Origin of the sequence: Leifsonia sp. NPDC058194, from assembly GCF_042883605.1 — a bacterium.
In the GTDB taxonomy this organism is placed as follows: Bacteria; Actinomycetota; Actinomycetes; order Actinomycetales; family Microbacteriaceae; genus Leifsonia.
In genome coordinates this window covers 1,235,777-1,256,692 of record NZ_JBHVVL010000001.1, presented here as the reverse complement: position 1 = coordinate 1,256,692, position 20,916 = coordinate 1,235,777, and the positions used below count along the sequence as shown (strand labels likewise).

Here is a 20,916-nt window from a genome sequence, read left to right as displayed (position 1 = left end):
CTGTCTCTCGTTCTTGTTTGCCTTCCGGCGGAGAGATCGAGAGCGAGCGGGAGGGGCGCAGTGCCGGGACCGTGGAATACCGCAACGGAGCGCAGCGGAGCGAGGATATGCCGCGAAAGCCCGGCACGGAGGACCGGGAGCGAGCTACGATCGGCCGGCGGAAAGACAAACAAGGCAGCAAGTGCAGCGCCGCCGCAGGCGGCTCCGCGCCACCCGCGAGGCGCCCGTCAGCGGTTCCAGCCGATCTCCGACGCACGCGACACCGTTATCTGGTCGGAGATCGGCTGGTCGGAGATCGGCTGGCCGGCTTCCGGCTGTTTCGGCTACGAATGGGACACTCAAGGACACAACACGAGCGGGCGAGAAGCAGGACCTATTTGATCGCCGTCTCGATCTCCTGCCGCGCGTCGAGGATCAAGGCCTGAGAAATTGCTTCTATGGCCGGCCCATTCGCTCGGATTTCGGTGACGAGTCGCCGGTGGAGGTCTAGCCCGCGAAGCACAACTTCCTCGAGCGGGAACTGCAGCGTCTCTCTCGTGCTGACCGCGGAGGCGACGGGCGACACGAGTGAGCGGAACATGTTGTTCTCGCAGGATTCGAGGATGTGGGTGTGGAAGCGGACATCCGCGGTTGCGAAGGCGTGGAGGTCGCGCCGATCGAAGGCCGCCTGCATGTCTGAGATGAGCCCATCGAGCCGGTCCGCCGCAGCCGCATCGGTCGTCTCCGCCATCAGGCGGCAGGCGACGGGCTCGACCGCGAGCCTGAGAGCGAAGAGCTCCTCCACCTGGTCCTCTCGGTCCGAGCTTCGTAACCTCCACCGGATGATGTCTGGATCCATGTAATCCCAGTACTCTGGCGGCGCGACGAGTGTGCCCTGCCTGGGCCGCGCTGTGATGAGGCCTTTGGCCTGCAAGACCCGGAAGACTTCCCTGAGCACCGCGCGTGAAACCTGCCGCTCAGCGCCCAACTCGTCTGGGTTCAGTTTGTACCCCGTAGCCAACGCGTGCGTGACGATCTGGGTTCCGAGCCATTCCAGGACGTCGCCGTGCAGGCCGGCTCCGCCCTGGTCGTGTGATGGTGACAATTTCCCGCCTCAGGTCACCAACAAGATACAAGGAAGCCGCCCAGTCGAGCATCAGGCTCTCGGTTGGTCGGTTGGCTCCTCAGATGACGGGTTTTTCCCGAGGTCGCGTGTCTCCGTCCTGAAGATCCGCATGGACTGGCCGATGCTGCGCGAAAGCGCGGGCAGCCTCGAGGCCCCGAACAGGAGCAATACGACGGCGAAGAGGATGAGCAGGTGCCATCCGGTGAGATTGGCGAACATATCGGTGTCCCTTCGTTAGTGCTCTCGCCCGCGGACGAGCGCTTCTTCGACGATGTCGAAGAGTTCCGACGCCGCCGCTGGTGACCGGAGAGCGGAGCCGACTCCGAGCGCGACGGCCCCTGCGGCGAGGAACTCTGCGGCGTTGCCCGCGTCGACGCCGCCGGTCGCGACGCAGGAGACCTGCGGGAACGGACCCCGCATCTCGCGCACCCACCGCGGTGACAGGCTCGATGCGGGAAAGGCCTTCAGCACCGTGCAGCCGGCTCGCACGGCCGTCTGGACCTCGGTCGCGGAGGCGACGCCGGGCAGATGCGGGACGCCGGCCCGGACGCTCCCGTGGAGCACCTCCAGGTCGAGCCCGGGAGCGACGGTGAACGAGGCACCGGCGTCGACGACCTTCCGAAGCAGTTCGACGTCGACGATCGTGCCCGCCCCGACGGGTTCGCCACGTTCGGCGCCTCGGGTCAGGAGTGCGTGGAAGGTGTCGAACGAGGCGGGATCCTGGACCGGGACCTCGACGATCCCGATCCCCCGATCCCACACGCGCTCGGCGATGGCAATCGCGTGCGACACCTCCATGCCCCGGAGGATCGCGACGAGCGGTCGCTGACGGAGAACGGCGGCGAAGCCGAGGGCTTCAGTGGTCATGGACGGTCCTTTCCGCGGACGCGGCGAGTTCGGTCGGGACAGGCCCCAGATCGCCGGGGCTGGAGAGGCTCGACGAGGCGAGCAGGTGTCCGAAGCGAAGGCACGCCGAGAGCTCCAGCCCCTCGAGCACCCCGTGCAGGAAGCCGGCGGCAAAGGCGTCGCCTGCCCCGACGGGCTCGACGACCTCCACCGAGAGTGCCGGTTCGAACCGGGACGACGAGCGCTGGAAGCCGGTCGCGCCAACCGAACCGTCCTTGACGATGAGGAGCTCCGGCTGAGGAAGCACCTCGCGCACGTCCTCCGGGGTCGGGGTATCCCACAGCTCGTGCGCTTCGTCGAGTCCGACGAAGACGATGTCGGACCGGTTCGCCAGGGCCGCCAGCGTCCCCGCCGCGTCCTCTGCGCGCCACAGGCCACGCCGGAAGTTGACGTCGAAGGAGACCCGGGCGTGCGCCGCGTGGGCGTCCCTGATCACCGTCTCGACGAGTTCCGAACACGTCGATGAGAGTGCAGGTGTGATGCCGCTCAGATGAATCAGGTCGTCACGCAGATAGCGGAAGTCCGCGAACGTGTCGGTGCGCATTCGCGACGCGGCCGACCCGTTCCGGTAGTAGTGCACTGCCGTCGGACCGCCGACGCGCGGGTCTTTGAAGTAAACCCCGCTTGGGGCGGACGGATCCCGCTTCACATGAGCCGTGTAGACGCCGGCCGAGCGGATCTCCGAGACGATCCGCTCGCCGATGGGATCGTCGCCGACAGCGCTGAGCCAGATCGCGTGATGTCCGAGCGTGGCGAGGTAGCAAGCCACCGTCGACTCCGCGCCTGCAACGCTCAAGGACGCGGTGCTCGCCTCCGCCAACGGGCCGATCGGTGCGGGGGTGATCTGCAGCATGGCCTCCCCCACCGTCACCACGCGACGACGGGTGTCAACCGCCATGGTGCGCACCCCATCCGCTCCGGAGGTCGACGGCCTCCGCCACGCGCAAGGCCCGGTCGTAGATCCTCAGTGCCCGCACTTCGCTACGAGCTAGTCCGTGGACCGACAGCGGACGTGCACTGTTGACATCCCGGAGGTCGTCGCTGAACCGGCCCCACCCGTACGGGCGGGCGTCGCCGCCGTCCTGCAGCCGCCCGTCGATCACGAACAGGACGATCTTGGGCCCTCCGTCGACGATGACCGCGATGTGCGTCTCGGCGCCCGCAACGAGGGTGCGGGCGTCCGATGTCCACGAGCACTCCCTCCGGCCATCCGACATGGTGAAGCGGAGCCGGCCTTCGTGCGCGATCTCCAGGCAGATCCCGCGGCCGGTCGAGTCCCGATTGTCGAGGAGTATCCGGCCGGGGGCCAGATCGTGCACCTCGGCAACGAGCGAGAGGGTGAATCCCGCTCTGGCATCCTCGATCCGCCAGTTCCCCCGACGCAGCTGGAAGGGCGTGACGGTGAACGCCGCCTCGGCCGCCCCGTGGACGTAGTCGAGGACGATGTCCTCCTCCAGGTGCCGCGAAGGCGCGCCCCAGAGCCCCTGGATCAGCTCGTCATCGACGTCGTGGATACGCGCCGTGCGCTTCTCCGTCTCGGTGAGGGAGAACCGGCCGTCGAACTGGACGAGGTCCGGGTAGCTCATGCTGACCTGCGGGTCGTCCGCGTAGATCGCGATCTCGGGCTCCGACCACTGGATGACGCCGTCGACCTCGATGCCGCCGCTCAGCCAGGCCGGATTGCGGTACGCGCCGAACCAGGTGTTGCTGTTGTTGTGGAACCAGAGCAGATGCCGGCCGTCACCGCACGACCACGCGAAAGTCGCCGCCCGCGGGTTCTTGATCGGCCGGCCGGAGGAGAAGGTCGCCCATTCCGGTGTCGACCAGGTGTGTCCGCCGTCTCGGCTGGTCGCGCTCGCGACGTAGCCCTTCTCGCTTCGGTAGACGCAATAGAGGTCGCCGTTGCGGAGGCCGACGACCTTGTGCTCTTCAGCGACGTCGCCCTCTGGTGCCCGGAGGCCGAACTCGCCATCGGGGAGGGTCTCCCAGCTGATCCGCGTCGGGTCCCGCTCCTCAAGGAGGTTGTCGCTGCGGAGCAGGAAACCCTCGCTGGTCTTCTGGAAGCCCTGCGACTCCTCCCGGAACTCACCGACCTTGGACGCCGCGATGAAAACGCTCGTGCCGACGACCTCGGGTTTGCCGACCGACCACCAGAACTGGACGTCACCGCCGAACGGGTTGCGGCGGTCGATGTCGAAGGTGCGGATCGGGACGTGGAAGCGATCGACGGACCAGGACCGCCCCTCGTCGTCCGAGTAACGGAAGACCATGTCGCCCAGGGTGTCGACTCGCGGGCTGCTCCCGGTGTCAGTGGGGACCTCGCGGATGTTCTGCGTGTTGTAGGTGTAGAACACATAGATCCGGCCGGACGGCGTGACCAGCGGGACGGCCCAGGACGCCTCCGGACCGTCGGCGGGTTCGATGTCGATCGGGGCCGACCAGGTGCGGCCGCGATCCGTGCTCCTCCGTGCGACGATGCGCTGCGAGGAATCCCCCTCGTGGGCGTCGGAGCTGGTCACGACGCACAGCCACGATCCCGATCGGGTCACCACGACGTACGGCTGATCGCTGTAGCCGTTGGCCTGGATGACGTGACCGCTCTCCAGCAGTCGAGGGTCGCGACGGGCGAGCTGCGGATCGTCGGGCAGCTGCGGCCCGGATGCGGTGGTCACCATTCTGCGAAGCTCCCGTCCAGGTGTCGCCAGATCGCGTTGTGCCAGTTGTGCGGCGACTGGGCGGCGCGGCGCACCTCCTTCTCGTCGATCTCGATGCCCAGGCCCGGGCCGAGCGGTCTGTCGATGTACCCGTCGGTCGCCGAGAAGACGGAGCGGTCGACGAGATAGTCCAGCAGATCCGTCTGCACGTTGTAGTGGATGCCGAGACTCTGCTCCTGAATCAGGAAGTTCGGCGTGGCCACGTCGACCTGGATGCACGCGGCGAGAGCGATCGGGCCCAGTGGGCAGTGCGGTGCGAGGGAGACACCATACGTCTCGGCGGCCGTCGCGATCCGGCGCACCTCGGAGATGCCTCCCGCGTGCGACAGGTCGGGCTGAGCGACTGCGATCCCGCCCGCGAGGACCTCGCGGAAGTCCCAGCGCGAATAGAGCCGCTCGCCCGTCGCGATCGGGATGGGCGTCTCGTGGGCGAGCCGGCCGATCAGGTACGAGAGCTCGGGGACGACCGGCTCCTCGACGAACAACGGGAGGAAGGGCTCCAGCAGCGGCAACGCGCGCCGGGCCATCGCGGGCGAATACCGGCCGTGGAAGTCGATGGCGATGTCCCGGGAGTCGCCGAGGACCTCGCGGACCTCGGCGACCCGATCGACGAGCCGGGCGAGGGAGCTCGGGACGTCGATCACCGCGAGCTCCTCCGACCCGTTCATCTTGACGGCAGTCAGGCCGGCCGCGACCTGGCGTTCCGCATCCGCCGCCAGATCGCTCGGGCGGTCGCCGCCGATCCAGCCGTAGATGCGCACCCGGTCGCGGACCGGGCCGCCGAGGAGCTCGTAGACCGGCACGCCGAGGCGCTTTCCCGCGATGTCCCAGAGCGCTTGGTCGATCCCGGCGACGGCGCTCGCGAACACCGGGCCGCCCCGGTAGAAGCCGCCCTTCGTCAGCACCTGCCAGGTGTCTTCGATCCGGGTCGGATCCGAGCCGACGAGGTACTCGCTCAGCTCGGCCACGGCCGTCGCGACGGTCGCCGCCCGGCCCTCGACGACGGGTTCTCCCCAGCCGGTCAGGCCGTCGTCCGTCGTGATGGCCACGAAGAGCCATCGAGGCGCGACTTGGAAGGTCTCTACTCGTTCGATTCTCACTGTCTGATTCCTGTTGATCCTTCTAGACGATGGTCAGGTTGGCGATCTTCGCCTGCTGGTCGGTCGCGATGAGCACGTTGCTGCCACCGACACTCGTGAATGTGTTGCCCGAGATCGTCAGCGAGTTGATCTGGCACAGGACGGTGCCGATCGGCGATTTGCCACCCACCCAGACTCCCGAGAACGGAGTGTTCGAGATCGTGTTCCCGGAGACGGTGAACGTCCCTGTCGTCATCCCTGCCGTCTCACGGATGGAGTGGATCGAGATGGCGCCGGGCGTGTACGTGTAGGCGCCCGTGCACGCGTTCGTCACGGTGTTGTTCGTGATGTCCGCGCTGAACAGCGGGAAGCCGGGGGCGCGGCCCCACAGGTAGATTCCGGCCTGGCAGGTGTTGCTCACGGTGTTGCTGTCGATGAGCAGACCCGCACCGCTGCTCGCGAGGATGCCCGCGCCTTCGACGGAGCCATCGACGGTGTTGGCGTCGACGTGCACGAACTGAGCTTCACGGAAGACGGTTCCCACCCAGCCGATCTGGATTCCCCCGTCGCGGTTGTCGTCCGCGGTGCAGCCGGTCACTCGCACCTGGCGCGAACCCTCAACATCGATGCCGTACATGTTGGCGTTCGTGCTCGTGACGCCTCCGACATAGACGCCCGTGCAGGTGTCGATCACGAGGTTCGAGCCGCTCGCGCCAGACAGCGACACGTCCGTGACGGAGACGTCCTTGGCGCCGCTGATGTCCAGCAGCGCGCGGTTGCGGCGGAGGTCGGGCCGGTCCGGGAGAGAGAACGCGACGTTCGAAACCGAGCACCCCTCCCCGCCGATGATGCGGATGCCCTGGGCGTCCGGGCTCGTGCAGACGATCACGGAGGTGCTTCCCGCGCCGACGATGTGCACGTTGTCACGCTCGGTGATCGCGAAGTGATGGGTGATCTTGGTGTCCCGGAAGGTCGACGAGGACGGGTCCACCACGAGGCGGAACTGACCGGCGGGAACAGCGATGATGCCGCCGGTCGCCGGCAGCGCGGCCAGTGCGGCTCGGAATGCCGGGGTGTCGTCGTGGACGCCGTCTCCCACCGCCCCGTAGCTGGTCACGCTGACACTCGGCAGGCCCGCCGTGCTCTGCGGCTGGGGATCGGTCCACGCTGTCTCGCTCGGTTCGGCGCGACGGGGCGCATACGGATCGCTGTACGGGGCGGAGGTCGTCGTGGTGAAACCGGTCAGGTCACCGGTGACCGACCCCGTCACGGAGGGTAGCGTCGTGACGTTGTTGCCGCCCGAGGTGACACCGGTCGCCGTGCCCTTGACGGTGACGGAAGGTCCGGTGTTCTCGATGATCCTGTTCTGGCTGATGTCGAGGCCGGTGATGGTGCTGTTGACCGGGATGTTGATCCCTGTTCCGTCCGCGGCGTAGAGATGGTTGCCGAAGACCTCGATGTCGTTCCCGGTGACCCCGAGCCAGTTCGTGATCCCGATCGCGATGTCGTTGTCCTCGGACGCTCGGACGCTGTTGTTCTTCACGGTGAGGGTATCGACCTTGTTCAGGAACGCGACGGCGCCGTGATAGCCGCCCCCGCTGGCCAGGGCACGGTTGTCGGGTCGCATCTCCATGCTGGAGCGGACCATCGTGTTGGCGAGCACGGTGGCGTCGATCAACGTCGCCGGCGTCGCGGTGTTGCTGATGTCGCTGAGGACGGCGGCGCCCATGGTGTTCTCGATCCAGTTGCAGTCGATCGTCTGGTGCGAACCGCCCAGGGTCATGCCACGACCCCAGCACGCGCTGATGACCGTGTTCCGGGTGAACCGGACGTTCGGGATGGTGGTGCTGTCGGGGAACAGATTGCTGTCCTGGTAGTTGGCGAATCCGTCGTCGCCAATGGACTCGGCCCAGTTGTACGCTGCGACGCTGTTCTTCGCGCCGCCGTAGTTGAAGGCGTCCGCGCCGCTGTTGCGGAGGACGTTGTCCACCATCCAGCTGTTGTTCGCGTGAGGGAGGATGATGCCCGGCTGGCAGTGATCGACCGTCATCCGCAGGATCTGCATCGACTCGGGAACCCGGACGAGCAGAGCGGTCGCGGTGGTCGTGTGCCGGATCATGTTGAGCGGGATCCACTGCATCGCGAAATCGCGCAGCGAGACATTGGTCGCGTTGACGAAGGTCCATCCCGCCCCCGCCGGGTACAGCGGCGCTTCCTGGCCGTTGGTCGTCATCTTGGGCCGCCGGAAGACGACGACACTCCCTTCGCCCTCCCCCACGAAGTGGACATTCGCGATCGTCGTCTGGTTCCACCAGTTAACGTTCCCCGCCGCGTTTGGCGGAAAGAGGTAGCGGCCCACGGGAAGGTAGACGATTCCGCCGCCGAGGGCGTTCACAGCGGCGACCGCGCTGTCGAAGGCGGCCCGATCGGAGGTGAGCCCGGTCCCGGTCGCCCCGTGGTCCATGACATTGACGACCGGCATGCTCTCGTAGTCGATGACGGGCATGCCGTCCAGGCCGGGCCGAGCATAGAACGACGCGGGGAGGTTCGCGATCGTGCCGCTCGGCGTGAGGTTCCCGATGGCTCCCGGCGCGGTCAGCCGGGGCCGGACGGGAAGCCCGAATGCGGCGCCGGACCCGCTGACGAGCGCGGCCGCGGCGCCCGCCGCGGCGGCAGCGCCAATCAACGAGCGACGTGTGAGTTCAGGTGACATCGTGTACTCCGTTCTCAGTGCGGTGCATGGTCGGATGGTGCGATGGATGCTGCGCGCCAGCTCGTGGTGGGTCGCCAGCCCAGTGCAGCGGTGGTCGGGGCGAGATCGAGGAGCGATCTGTGCTCGTCGTCGTCGAGCGAGGCGTCGAAGTCCGCTCGGACGGGAACGGGCCAGCGGGGGAGCAACCGGCGGGTCGGCTCGGCTGAGCACGTGTCGGCGGCCGAGAGGAGGTATGGGCCCGGGTCCGCCCCGCGCGACTCACCGGCGAGGACGAACGCGCGCGCGCAGTCGTCGAGGTCCACGTAGGCGAAGAGCTCGCTGATGGAGCGGGGCAGGCCGTCGAAGGTCGGCGACCTCCACGTCGCGTACAAGTCCGCATCTGCGATGTACGACGGCCGGAGGATGACGACCTCGAGGTCCGTCGCCCGATGGAGGTAAAGGAGGTAGTCCTCCGCCAGGAGCTTCGAGATCTGGTACGGGGTTGCGGGGTGGGCCGGCTGCGCGGCATCGACCGGGAGCCGGTCAGGACGGCCGGCCCCCGTCACTCCGAGGGCGTTGATGCTGGACGCATAGACGAAACGCGCACAGCCTGCGCGAAGCGCGGTATCGGCGAGCGAGATGGTCCCGAGAACGTTCGTCTTCAGGATCTCTTCGGGCGACCCCGCGCTATCGCTCGGGAGCGCCGCGAGGTGGATGACCGTGTCGATCCCGTCGACGGCGGCAGCCGACGCCGCAGGATTCGTAAGGTCGCCTGCGAGGTGCCCCGGCCGGTCTCCCTGCGCTCGATCGAACGTCCGGAAGGTGATGCCCTGCGCCTGGAGCTGCTGCGTCACGGCTCGACCGAGCCGGCCTTCGCTCCCCGTGACCAGCCAGGTCATGCCGCACCCTCCACTTCGGGAATCCAGTCCGCGAGCTCAGCGGCGACTGCGCTGCCCGCGCGCACGAACGCCGGGATGCCGTCGAGGGGCACGCGGATTCCGGTGGTCGTGGGTCCGTGGACGCTCTCGCCGGTCTGCAGGGAGGTCCACTCCCCCTCGGGGACGAAGACATCGCGCGTCTCGACACCGGATTCGGTGAGCGGGGCGACGAGGAGGTCGGCCCCGAGGAGGTACTGGTCGTCCACCTCCCAAGCCCGCGGCTCGTCGGGATGGTGGAGGAAGAGCGCCCGCATCGCCGGCAGCCCGGAGGCCGTCGCCTCCGCCATCACGCGATGCAGGTAGGGACGCAGCGTTTCGCGGAGGTTCAGCAATCTCGTCGCGATGGCGAGAACCTGGTCGCCGAAGCTCCAGACTTCGTTGGGTGCGCCGTGCTTCAGCTCGCCGGGGACGTCGGGGACGCGGTGGCCGTGGAGTCGCATGATCGGGCTGAACACCCCGAACTGCAGCCAGCGCGCGACGAGCTCGCGCAGGTATTCCGAGTCGTTCGTCTCGTCGCCGTGGAACCCGCCGATGTCGCTGCACCACCACGCGATTCCGCTGAGCCCGGCGTTGATCCCCGCCGGAATCTGGGCGCGAAGAGAGGCGAACGTGGAGGGGACATCTCCCGACCACAGCGCGACACCGTAACGCTGCGTGCCGTGCCACGCCGACCGCGTGAGGTTGAGGGCGTCTCGCGGGTTGTCCCCGGTTAATCCGTCGCTGAAGGCGAGCGCGTTCCAGTGCGGGTACAGGTTGCCGACGGCGTCCGCGCGGCCGGCCGCGTACTCCCATTGCGACGGCTCCTGGGGAACGATCTCGGGTTCGCAGGCGTCGAGCCAGAAGCTCTCGATGCCGTGCTCGCGGTAGCCTCGGGTGACGGCGTCCCAGACGAACGAACGCGCCTCCGGGTTGCTCGGGTCGTAGAAGTGCAGGAACGCCGGCCCGTCCTGACCCGTGTCGAGGAAGCGAGCGGCGACGCCCAGGCCCTCCGACCGTGTCATCAGGAATCCGGAGCGGTCCATCGTGCGGAAGTTGGCACTGTTCTCGTTGACCGCCGGCCAGACGGAGACGATCGGTTGCACGCCGAGATCGCGCAGTTCGGCGACCATCGCGGCCGGGTCGGGCCAGAGTGCGCGGTCGAACGACCAGTCGCCGAAGAAGTTCCAGTGGAAGTAGTCGATGACGATGGAGGCCAGTGGAAGACCGCGTCCGACGTGCTCGCGGGCGACCGCGAGCACCTCCTCCTGCGAGGCATACCGCAGCCGGGACTGGAAGAAGCCGGAGGCCCAGTCGGGGAAACGCGGGGCGCGTCCGACCAGTCCGGTGTAGCGGGCGAGGATGTCGCTCGGGGTCGCCCCGGCGATCACGATGTAGTCGAGCTGCTCCGAGTTGTGCGCCGACCACTGCGTGCGGTTCCGGCCAAGCTCGACGCGGCCGGGGCTCGGGTCGTTCCACAGGAACCCGTAGCCGCGGTTCGACAGCAGGAACGGGATCGTCACGTTCGAGTTGTGCTGGATCAGGTCGATGACGGCGCCCTTCTGGTCCAGGAGGCCGTGCTGCTGCTGGCCGAGACCGAAGAACCGCTCCCCCTCGGTGGCAGCGAAGCGCGCGTCGAGTCGCGTTGCACCGGCTTCGCGCCTGCTGTACCGCGGCGGAGTCGACGCGAGCGTCTGCGGATCCTCGGCCAGCAGGATGCGATCGTCGACCGTCGAGGTGAAGGTGAGATCACCGCGGGCGCCGACTCCGACCCGAAGTCGTCCGTTCTCGAGAACGACGCCGTCGCCGTTGGGACGTGCGACAGCATCCGTTCGCAGTGGCTGCTGGTGTTCGAGCCCGCCGGGACGGGTCTGGTCGATCGTTCCTCGGCGCGTCGACCGCACGCGGATGGCGTCAGGCCCCCAGGGTTCGATTCGAAGTGTTTCGCCACGAAGGCGGCGTTGAATGACGGTCCGGTCGTTCTGGTCCACGCCTAGCCCTTCAGCCCGCTGAAGCCGACGCCCTGTACGACCTGGCGCTGGAAGACGATGAAGACGATCAGCGGCGGGATCGTGGAGATGAGCATCCCGGCGAGCAGAAGAGCCTGGTCGGCGTTCTGGGCGAGTCGCGGCAGCGCCACCGACAAGGGCTGCCTGGTGGGATCGCTCATGGCGATCAGGGGCCAGATGAAGTCCTTCCAGGCGCCGATCAGCGAGAGCAGGCCGATGGCGAACATCATCGGGCGGGAGAGCGGCATGGCGATCTGCCAGAGCATCCGGAGGGAGCTCGCGCCGTCGACGGAGGCGGCCTCGAAGAGCTCGCGCGGGAGGGTGTCGAAGAACTGCTTGGCGATGAGCACGTTGAACGCATGGGCTCCGGCGGGGAGCCAGATCGCCCAGGGGGTGTTGGCGATGTTCACGTGGAGGCCGGGGAGGTCGATGATCGTGAGGTAGAGCGCCACGAGCGAGACGGTTCCGGGGACGAACAGCGTTGCGAGGATCGCGCCGTAGACGACCGGGCCGAAGCGGGGGCGCAGTACGGAGAGCGCGAAGCCCGCGGTCACGGCGACGAGGACCTGCGTCAGGGCGGCGCCGACCGCGTAGACCACGGTGTTGAGCAGGTAGTGGCCGATATCGAGCTGAGTCCAGGCGTTGCCGAGGTTGGACCATTGCGTCACGGCCGGCCAGAACGCAGCCGGGTTCCGCAAGAGCTCCTGTGTCCCTGAGAGCGCCCCCTTGATCAGCCACCAGAGCGGTCCGATCCCGGCGAGCGCGACGAGTAGGAGGAGCACGCCCTGGGTCACCCGCACGCCGATGCGGACACCGGGCCGACGAAGATCTGCGGGCGAGATGACGCTGCGCGTCGGGGTCTCGCGTTCGCGCGAGCCGCGGCGGCGGCGGGTCGCGACCGGTACGGGGAGTTGCGTGTCGACTGTCATCAGTTCTTGCTCCAGGAGCGGGTGAGGCGGAGGTAGACGGCGGAGATGATGCCGAGGGCGATGGCCAGCAGCACGCTCAGCGCGGTCGCGTAGCCGAAGTCCCCGTTGAGGAACGCCGCCCGGTAGATCAGCATCAGGATGGTGACGGTGGAGTTCTCCGGGCCGCCGTCGGTCATCACGTACGGCTCGGTGAAGATCTGCAGCGTTCCGATGATCTGCAGAAGCAGGAGGATCAGCATGATCCCCCTGAGCTGCGGGAGGGTGATGTGCCAGACGCGGCGCCAGATGGAGGCGCCGTCCACCTCCGCTGCCTCGTACAGCTCCGGCGGCACTCCCGACAATGCTGCGAGGAACAGCAGGACCGTGCTGCCGGCCCCCGCCCACACGATGAGCAGGACCAGGCTAGGAAGCGCGGTCTCCTGAGTCTGCAGCCACGGGAACGGACCGAGTCCGAACGTCGCGAGGACGGTGTTGAAGAGCCCATTGTCGGGGTCGTAGAAGAACTTCCACAGCAGCACGGACACGACAGGGGGGATGATCACGGGGATGTAGACGAGCACGCGGAACACCCCACCGAGCCGCCGCAGTTCGAACATGACGATCGCCAGGAGCAGCGGGAGCGGGAAGCCGATGAGCACCGACAGCGCCCCGAACTTGAGCGTGTTGCCGACCGCTGTGAGCAGCATCGGATCCGCGAAGACGTGCGCGAAGTTCTCCAGGCCCACCCACTTCGGCGCATCGACCAGGTTGTTGTACTGGAGGCTCAGGAGCAGGCTGCGCAGGATCGGCCACCAGGAGAACACTCCGAAGAGCACGAGCGCCGGCAGCAGGAAGAGGAGCGCGCTCAGGTCACGCCGCCAGCGACCTGCCCGCTTCGTCCGCCGGGCGGGGGATGCTGGCAGCTTCGGGGCCCCTCCCGGGGAGGCCGCCGGCGGCGTGGCCACCGGCGCCTCCCCGAGGATGTCGATGTCCACGGTCACTGCTGCGCTTGCGCGACAGCCTGCTCAGCGGCGGACTGGGCCTTCTTCAGCTCCGTCTCGGGATCGGCGTCCTGACGGGTCAGGACCGCCTGCATCACCGGGTCGAGCGCCTGGTAGACGAGCTGCGCAGCGACAGGCGGTTCGGCTTGGAGCTGGAGTTTCGCCGTTCCGTTGATGAACGGCGCGAAGTTCGCTGTCTTGATCGTGACGTAGGGATTGATCGCCGCGGCGATCTTGTCCTGGGTCGCGGTGTTGAACAGCGGGACCGCCGGGATACCCACCGGGATGTTCGCGGCAGCATTCGACTTCGCCAGGCTTGAGGCAGCCTTAGTGTCGTACTGCGGCCGGAGCCAGCGGTAGTCGATCCACTTGACGGCCGCGGCCGTCTGGGCCTTCGTGGCCTTCGCGTTGACCATGGCCACGCTTCCACCGGCGAGCGTGGTGTTGCCTCCCGCCTGCGGGTACGCCGTGATGCCGAACGAGTTCGGGTCGCCCTGATACTGCTGGATGTAGTTCGTGTAGTAGTCCGGCGCAGAGATGATCATCGCGTACTTCCCGGCGGCGAACCCGCTGTTGATGTCGTCGTAACCGAGCAGCGCGTTCTCGCTCATCGACTTGTCCTTCCAGCGCATCGTCTGGAGCTGCTTGAGATACGAGACGGCGTCAGGGTTGTCCACCTGGACGGAGTACTTGCCGCCCTTGCCGAGCGTCTCCATCGTTCCGCCGTAGGAATAGGTGCCGGCCGTCAGGTGCCATCCGCCGGAGCTCTTCGCCGTCATCTCCGCGAAGCCGGGGACGCCGGTGGCCTCTGTGATCTTCTTGGCGGCGGACTCCACCTGCTTCCAGGTCGTGGGCGGCTTGTCCGGGTCCAGGCCCGCCTTGGTGAAGAGGTCACGGTTGTAGGCCAAGCCGAGCGCGTACTCCGCGGTCGGGATCCCGTACAGTTTTCCGTCGCCCTTCAGCGGCTCGAGCGTCTTCGTGTTGAACTGCTTCGACGCGGGCAGCTGGGCGAAGTCGTCGGTGAGGTCGGCCACCTGCTTCCGGGCGATCAGCCCGGGCGGATCGGTGAGGGGCACCCACAGCAGAGTGGGAGCCGTCCCGCCCGCGAGCTCGGTGACGTAGGACTGCGGGTTCCACTTCTCGTCCGTCGGCGTCACGGTGATGTTCGGGTTCGCCTTCTCGAACGCGGCGATGTCGTCCATGAACGCCTGCCGGGCAGCCGGCTTGGTGGTGGCAGGGATTCCCATCACCGTGATCGTCACCGGCCCGGATGACGTGCTCGTGGCGGTGCTGCCGGACGCGGTGCATGCGGAGAGCGCCAGCCCGACGGCTGCCGACGCGGCGAGGGCCGCTCCCCATCTGAGGTTCATCTTCATCGATTGCTCCTGTTGTGTGCGGTGTGGTGCTCGGGTGTTAGTGGTGCGCCGGGAAGACGACATTGCGAAGCGGGAGGCCGTCTCGCAATGCCGCGATGTTCGCGGCGACGTCTTTCATGCGATTGCGGAAGACGTCGGTCGTCACCCCGGAGGTATGCGGTGTGAGGAGGACATTCTGAAGCGTCCCGAATGGCAACCGGGAGGGTTCACCCCGGTTGCCGTCGGTGGGGTACTGCCACCAGACGTCGATCGCGGCGCCGCGGATCGCACGGTCGCGGAGCGCCGCGTACAGCGCCTCCTCGTCGACGATCGGGCCCCGGGCCACGTTGATCAGCACGGCGGTCGAAGGCATCGCAGCGAGTTCCTCCGGCCCGATCAGCTTCGTCGTGGCCTCGGTGAGGGGGACCGTGACCACGACGAAGTCCGAAACGCGTAGCAGGTACGGAAGCTGATCAAGCGACCCCACCCAGTCGACGTCCGAAGAGGGTGTGGCGTGCGGTGTGCGGCGCACGACGGCGACCCGCATGCCCAGCGCGCGTGCGAGCCGTCCGACCTCGCTGCCGATCTCGCCGTACCCGATGATTCCGACGGTGCGGCCGGCGAGCGTGTCGTGCACGGGCGACCCCGGGTCCTGGAACACGGACAGCCACGTCCCTTCCCGGAGAGCCCTGTCCTCCGCCAGAAGGCTACGGGAGAAGACCAGCATCGACATGAGGCAGTACTCGGCGATCGCCCGCCCGTGATGCGACGTGTTGGCCACGGTGACTCCGCGAGGAACGGCGGACAGGTCGATTCCTTCGTAACCCGCGCCGGCGACCTGGATGAGTCGCAGACGCGGGCGCTCCCGGATCTGATCCGAGCTCAGCCGGGATCCGACGAAGACATCGGCGTCCCTGCTCGCCGTATCGATGTGCTCGGGCCGGTCGAGGAACTCCCAGGTCACGCCCGCGCCGAGCTCGGCGCGCAGGTCTGCGGCCAGGCGTACCTGCATCGGGTCGGCGACGACAACGCGCAACGGGTTCTCCTCGGTGAGTTTGTGAGTATGACTAATCTGATTATTCTGATTTACTAGGCCTACGTCAACTCCCATTTCTTGGGGGCGACGCGAACCGGACTAAACGAATGGAGTGACGTGAGCGTTGTGACCATCTCGCCCACCTCGGGCGCGCGACTGTACGACCAGACGGTCGAACAGCTGGGCCGTTCGATCGTCCAAGGCGCACTGGGGGTCGGAGAGACGATCCTCCCCGATCAGCTGGCGGAAGATCTAGGCCTGTCCCGATCCGTCCTCCGCGAGGCGTTCCGTGCTCTGGAGTCGAAAGGGCTCGTTCAAGCCCGCCCCCGGATCGGCACCCGCGTGGCCCCGCGCGACCAGTGGAACTTCCTCGATCCGCAGGTCATCACGTGGCGGTTGCAAGGGGAGGACCGTCTCGAGCAGGTCGAGGAGCTGTATTCGACCCGGCTGGCCGTGGAACCTGTCGCGGCCCGGCTGATCGCCGGACTCTCCGACGGCGCAGCGGTCCGAGACCTCCGCCGTCTCATCGCACGGATGCGCGAAGCGATGGTCGCGCGCGATCTGCACGCCTTCACCGAAGCCGACGTCGAGTTCCACACCGAGCTGCTCCTCCGCTCAGGGAACAAGATGTTCAGCTGCTTCAGCACCGTGATCGCCGCGGCGGTGAGGACCCGCGAGACGCTGGTATTCCCGCTCGTCGAGGAGACCCACAAGGGGCTGCAGATGCATGAGCGCCTGGTGGAGCAGATCGCGGCGGCGGATCCGGAGGTCGAGACGACGTCTCGCACCCTCATCCGAGACGCGCACAGCGAAGCCCGCACGGCGCTCGGGCACTGGGACCACCGCGGGGCGCTCTCGTGACGCCGGCGACTCCCTTGCGACCCCGGACCTTCGTGTTCTTCGGAGACAGTGTCACGCAGGCTAACCGACACCGACCCGAGGTCGGCGCGCTCGGGGAAGGGTACGTCCGAATCATCGCCGACGAGCTCGCTGACGTCCCCGCAGCGCCGGACGTCATCAACCTCGGCATCGGCGGCAATCGCGTCCGCGATCTTCGCGCGCGCTGGGGCGAGGTCGTCGCAGCACGCCCGGATGTGCTCACGATCCTCGTCGGGATCAACGACGTCTGGCGTCACTCCGACCGCGACGACTACACACCGACCGACGTCTTCGCCGACGACTTCCGCTCGATCCTGGATGGCGCTGCCGCGTCCGGCGGCGAGGTCGTCCTCATGGAACCGTTCCTCCTGCCGGTCGCAGACGGCCAACAGGCGTGGCTGCCCGAGCTCCGCGAGAAGATCGACGTAGTCAACGAGCTCGGCGTCGCCTACGGCGCCCCGGTCGTGCCGCTGCACCAGCTCTTGAACGAGGCGGCGTCCGAGCTCGGCGCGAGCGAACTCGCGCCGGACGGCGTCCATCCCTCCCCTCTCGGCCACCGCCTCATCGCGGAAGCCTGGCTCGCCGAAGCGTCAGCCGGATTCGGTGGCCGACGCACCGGCTGAGCGGCACGTAGTTTGGGTCGGCAGCTATACGGCCGATCTCGGCGGAACTGGAGTCGGCGTGAGCCGCCTCGTCCTGGAGCGGTCCGCGGGGACGATCATCGATGGGACGCTCTTCCGGTGCAACTCGCCCGCGTTCGTCGCGGCCGCACGCGCTGGCGGGCCTGGCTACGCCGTCGAGGAACGGACGGGCCTCCTGCGCACCCTCATGGTCGGCTCGGCCGGTGAACTCGAGTGCGTCGACGCTCGCTTCGTCGGGCGGCAACCGTGCCACGTCGCCATTGATCCCGCCGGCCGGTTCCTTGTCGTGAGCGACTGGCACGCTGGCGGCGTCACCTTCGTCCATCTGGACGAGGGGGGCGTTCCTCGCATGGGCGGTGTGGTCAGATTCCCGGGCGGAGGGCACGGCTCGCGCGCACACGCGGCGTTGGTCTTGGACGACGCGATGATCGTCACGACGGACCCGGGGCTCGATCGCCTGCGGGTTTGGTCGGTCAATGACGCAGGAGCCGTGGCGGCGCGGGGGGATGTCGACCTGCCGACCGGGTGCAGGCCCCGGCATCTGACTCAGGATGCCCAAGGTCGCGTCCATGTGCTCACCGAGCAGTCGTCCGAAGTCCTGACGCTCGAGCCCTCCCGCCGGCACGGCCTCGCCGTGATCGCGTCGTCACCGGTGCGAGCCAATCCGAGCCCGGCGGACTCCCCCTCCTCCATCACGTCGACGATCGTCGCGGGCGAAACCATCCTGCACGCCGCGGTGCGCGGCTCCAACGTCCTCGTATCACTCCGCTCCAACGCGCAAGGCGCGCTGACGATCATCGGCGAGACGCCGACGGGCGGCGACGAGCCTCGCGACCACTGCCTGGTCGGCGACAGGCTCTTCGTGGCCAACCGCAGAACCAATACCGTCGGGGTCTTCGACCTGAAGCAAGGAATCCCAAAGCATGCGTTCAGCATCCCGGCGGGGACACCAGCCTCCGTCGCGGCGTTCATACCCTGACGTCGATGCGCGATCTGGTCTTGTCCTCGAGCGTTCGACATGAAGCTGGGGCGGGAGTGATGAAAGCGCGGGAGAGACCACCAAAGGAAGGCAACGAGGATCCAAAGTGCAAGAAACTCAATGGGAGACCAGAGCAATGAGCGAAGAGGCCGAATGGATCGAAGCAAGACACAATCGAAGACGATGCACGCAGGCACTTAAGTGAAGGTCGCCCGCCTTGGCACTCTCTTCAGCGCCCGTCGGCGACCTCAAACGCAGATGTCTCCGGGTAAGTGTCACCCGTTTTGGCGGCTTCGGGCGCCTGGCCCCGGTCGCTAGCCTCGCTGAGGGGGTGACGCATGGGCAAAGGGTTCGCAGTCGTCGATTTGGAGACGACTGGCCTGTTCCCCACGAAGCATGACCGCATCGTGGAAATCGGGATCGTCTTGGTGTCACCGGAGGGCGAGATCGAGACTCGGCACGAGACTCTTGTGAACCCGAATCGCGACATGGGTCCGCAGCACATCCACGGCATCACGGCCGCGGCGGCGGCGCGGGCGCCTCTCTTCGAACAGATCGCGCCGAGCGTCGCTGACCTCCTAGATGACCGCGTCCCAGTCGCGCACAACGCATCGTTCGACTCGAGGTTCCTCGGCTTTCAGATGGCTCAGGCCGGCCTGCGCGTAGCGGAACCGGAGCGCTGGCTCTGCACAATGCGGATGAGCGAAGGCGTATCTGGCTATCGAAGGTTGGCTGAATGCTGCACGGCTGTCGGAGTCGAACTGACCGCCGCCCACAGCGCGGGCGGGGACGCCCTTGCGACGGCGCAGCTCCTCAGCCTTTACATGCGGACCGTGTCGAATCGGCCCTACTGGGACTCCTGGCTTGCCTCAGCTGGACACTACGGTCCGTTCGCGGTCGACCCGAGCGTCCGATGGACCGCTCGAACAGAGGCCTTCGAACAAGACCACACCTTCGTCGACCGACTCGTGGGTTCGCTCACTGCCACACGTCTCGGAGCGCAGCTCAACGTCGACTATCTAGCCCTCCTCGACCGGGTTCTCCTTGATCGGGTCGTCTCGGTGTCCGAAGCCTCGGCTCTGGAAGCGCTCGCACAGGGACTCGGTCTAACCCCCGAGGATGTTCAACTCGCACACCGCGCATACTTTGATGGGCTCGTCGCGACGGCATGGGAGGACCACGTCCTCACCGATGCCGAATCCGCAGAGATCCGGAGCATCGGCGACGTTCTCTCCATCGACGAAGACGTCGTGGTTTCGTCGCTGGCCGAAGCGCCGGCCGTACCCGCGCCACCGATGACGACCGGCTTCCGACTGGAGCCAGGCGACATCGTCGTCCTCACCGGGGAGATGTCCAAGCCACGAGAGGCCTGGGCGGAAGTCCTCACCCGTCTCGGGCTCATCGTGAAGAACAACGTCGTCAAGAAGACCAAGCTCCTCGTCGCCGCCGATCCCGACTCCCTCTCGGGAAAGGCCAAAACGGCACGCGACTACGGCATCACGATCGTCAACGAGGCCGGCCTCGAGAGGCTCCTCGATGTCTAACAAGCGCCCGAGTTAGCCGGCCCATGGCAGGACTACCGAACGACGTCAAACGGCATATCCACCGTGACACCAACGTCACACTTCCGCGAATCCGAGATCTGAAACGCGAACCTCTCAGCTTGCGCCTTCAGGTCCAGGCCGAGCTGCAACGTCGGGCGTCCGATGATTCATCGAACATTGAGCTCGCACTCGCTGGACTCGTGATCGCGTTCATCGCGCTCCTAGTCGCGCCGACAAGTCCGATACACCTGGAACAGGTCCCCTGGCCGAGCAACCTCCTCACCGGGGTTGTGCTCGGAATCCTCGCGGCAATCGCACTCACACCTTTCGCAGCACACGCGCTAATAACTCAGGAACGACGCGTACGAGCGACCGTGTGGCTCGCGGCGTACGCCGAGGAAAGCGGTGCCACAACACAGATTGCTCGGCGCGGACGCACCCTCCGGCGTACCCACCGAGGGGTCCCTCGATAACTCTGGTGCACTGCGACCTCGCCATCGTTGTCGCCGTACGCGGCGCTGCCCTGGTGAGGTTTGAGGGCCTTTCCGTCGCCCGATCGTAGCTCCCTCCCGGTGCTCCGTGCCGGGCTTTTCGCGGCGTATCCTCCCCCGCTTCGCTCCCCCGGTACTCCACGGTCCCAGCACACCACACCTCCCACTCGCTCTCGATCACCCGCCGGAAAGGCACTCAAAAACGATCGACTCTTGGGAGTGAGTGGGATGCGGGTATTCATCATCGACACCAGCAACATGGCACCGGAACTGCAAGGCGGACTCATCGGCGTGCAAGGGTCCTCGACCCCAGATGCCTCAGAGAAGCACGAATGCGTGGAAACCGTCAGCACCTACGTGACGGACGGATGGTCGATCGCCGCCGACCCGCACACGCCGATCGGGTGGCTCGCTGCTCTGACCGCGGAGACGGCGTGCGTGCCGTTCGTCAACCTCACCCGCCTGGCCATCGAAGAGAGCGAGCCGCAGTCAATGCGCGACGGCGTCAGTGGCTAGACGCACGATGGCGGCGCGATTCCCCAGCACGGTTCGAGCCGAGCTTCCGCCACGATTCCCGCGATTCCTAGCGGGTTCCGGACATTTGAGGGGTTCGCGCGTCAAAACCGGCTCGGAGACACAACGTGTAGGTATGAGGGCATTCGA

At 67.1% G+C, this 20,916-nt stretch carries 18 protein-coding genes; 5 read left to right on the top strand and 13 right to left on the bottom strand.

Features of this window, described 5'->3' with window-relative positions:
- Window positions 1-373 precede the first annotated feature (373 nt).
- The 13 genes from ACFVU2_RS06070 to ACFVU2_RS06010 are packed head-to-tail and all read right to left on the bottom strand — an operon-like array spanning window position 374 to window position 15,719.
- Complete coding sequence (locus tag ACFVU2_RS06070) at window positions 374-1,084, bottom strand: FadR/GntR family transcriptional regulator (protein WP_387872128.1); 711 nt, start codon at window positions 1,082-1,084, stop codon at window positions 374-376.
- Window positions 1,085-1,135: 51 nt separating this feature from the next.
- Window positions 1,136-1,324 (bottom strand): twin-arginine translocase TatA/TatE family subunit, encoded by a 189-nt coding sequence (locus ACFVU2_RS06065; protein ID WP_387872126.1) that lies wholly within the window; start codon window positions 1,322-1,324, stop codon window positions 1,136-1,138.
- A gap of 15 nt (window positions 1,325-1,339) precedes the next feature.
- Entirely contained in the window at window positions 1,340-1,972 is a 633-nt protein-coding gene (locus tag ACFVU2_RS06060; RefSeq protein ID WP_387872124.1) for a bifunctional 4-hydroxy-2-oxoglutarate aldolase/2-dehydro-3-deoxy-phosphogluconate aldolase, read from the bottom strand.
- Window positions 1,962-2,909: a sugar kinase gene (locus ACFVU2_RS06055; RefSeq protein WP_387872122.1), complete on the bottom strand. Its 948-nt coding sequence runs from the start codon at window positions 2,907-2,909 to the stop codon at window positions 1,962-1,964. Before ACFVU2_RS06055 ends, ACFVU2_RS06060 begins: the two co-directional genes overlap by 11 nt.
- Window positions 2,899-4,686, bottom strand: a complete 1,788-nt coding sequence (locus tag ACFVU2_RS06050) for an exo-alpha-sialidase (RefSeq protein ID WP_387872120.1) — start codon at window positions 4,684-4,686, stop codon at window positions 2,899-2,901. Before ACFVU2_RS06050 ends, ACFVU2_RS06055 begins: the two co-directional genes overlap by 11 nt.
- The gene (gene dgoD, locus ACFVU2_RS06045; RefSeq protein ID WP_387872118.1) at window positions 4,680-5,825 is read right to left on the bottom strand and encodes a galactonate dehydratase; all 1,146 of its coding nucleotides are present in this window, start codon (window positions 5,823-5,825) and stop codon (window positions 4,680-4,682) included. Before dgoD ends, ACFVU2_RS06050 begins: the two co-directional genes overlap by 7 nt.
- 22 nt (window positions 5,826-5,847) lie before the next feature.
- A complete protein-coding gene (locus ACFVU2_RS06040) occupies window positions 5,848-8,517 on the bottom strand; it encodes a right-handed parallel beta-helix repeat-containing protein (RefSeq protein WP_387872116.1) in 2,670 nt (889 codons plus the stop codon).
- Window positions 8,518-8,531: 14 nt separating this feature from the next.
- Window positions 8,532-9,395, bottom strand: a complete 864-nt coding sequence (locus ACFVU2_RS06035) for an NAD-dependent epimerase/dehydratase family protein (RefSeq protein WP_387872114.1) — start codon at window positions 9,393-9,395, stop codon at window positions 8,532-8,534.
- Entirely contained in the window at window positions 9,392-11,401 is a 2,010-nt protein-coding gene (locus ACFVU2_RS06030; protein WP_387872112.1) for a TIM-barrel domain-containing protein, read from the bottom strand. Before ACFVU2_RS06030 ends, ACFVU2_RS06035 begins: the two co-directional genes overlap by 4 nt.
- Window positions 11,402-11,403: 2 nt before the next feature.
- Window positions 11,404-12,348 (bottom strand): carbohydrate ABC transporter permease, encoded by a 945-nt coding sequence (locus tag ACFVU2_RS06025; RefSeq protein ID WP_387872110.1) that lies wholly within the window; start codon window positions 12,346-12,348, stop codon window positions 11,404-11,406.
- Complete coding sequence (locus ACFVU2_RS06020; RefSeq protein ID WP_387872108.1) at window positions 12,348-13,322, bottom strand: carbohydrate ABC transporter permease; 975 nt, start codon at window positions 13,320-13,322, stop codon at window positions 12,348-12,350. Before ACFVU2_RS06020 ends, ACFVU2_RS06025 begins: the two co-directional genes overlap by 1 nt.
- 2 nt (window positions 13,323-13,324) lie before the next feature.
- On the bottom strand, window positions 13,325-14,704 hold the full coding sequence (locus tag ACFVU2_RS06015) for an ABC transporter substrate-binding protein (protein WP_387872106.1): 1,380 nt from the start codon (window positions 14,702-14,704) through the stop codon (window positions 13,325-13,327).
- A 37-nt stretch (window positions 14,705-14,741) separates the two neighbouring features.
- Entirely contained in the window at window positions 14,742-15,719 is a 978-nt protein-coding gene (locus tag ACFVU2_RS06010; RefSeq protein WP_387872104.1) for a 2-hydroxyacid dehydrogenase, read from the bottom strand.
- 117 nt (window positions 15,720-15,836) lie between these two features.
- Here ACFVU2_RS06010 and ACFVU2_RS06005 point away from each other — a divergent pair, with 117 nt between their 5' ends.
- From ACFVU2_RS06005 to ACFVU2_RS05985, 5 genes are all read left to right on the top strand, one after another.
- Window positions 15,837-16,580: a FadR/GntR family transcriptional regulator gene (locus ACFVU2_RS06005; protein ID WP_387872102.1), complete on the top strand. Its 744-nt coding sequence runs from the start codon at window positions 15,837-15,839 to the stop codon at window positions 16,578-16,580.
- A 14-nt stretch (window positions 16,581-16,594) separates the two neighbouring features.
- Complete coding sequence (locus tag ACFVU2_RS06000) at window positions 16,595-17,221, top strand: SGNH/GDSL hydrolase family protein (RefSeq protein WP_387872100.1); 627 nt, start codon at window positions 16,595-16,597, stop codon at window positions 17,219-17,221.
- Window positions 17,202-18,218 (top strand): lactonase family protein, encoded by a 1,017-nt coding sequence (locus ACFVU2_RS05995; RefSeq protein ID WP_387872098.1) that lies wholly within the window; start codon window positions 17,202-17,204, stop codon window positions 18,216-18,218. The genes ACFVU2_RS06000 and ACFVU2_RS05995 overlap by 20 nt, the downstream gene beginning before the upstream one ends.
- Window positions 18,219-18,556: 338 nt before the next feature.
- On the top strand, window positions 18,557-19,762 hold the full coding sequence (locus ACFVU2_RS05990; protein WP_387872096.1) for an exonuclease domain-containing protein: 1,206 nt from the start codon (window positions 18,557-18,559) through the stop codon (window positions 19,760-19,762).
- Between the two features lie 719 nt (window positions 19,763-20,481).
- Window positions 20,482-20,769, top strand: a complete 288-nt coding sequence (locus ACFVU2_RS05985) for a hypothetical protein (RefSeq protein ID WP_387872094.1) — start codon at window positions 20,482-20,484, stop codon at window positions 20,767-20,769.
- Window positions 20,770-20,916 lie beyond the last annotated feature (147 nt).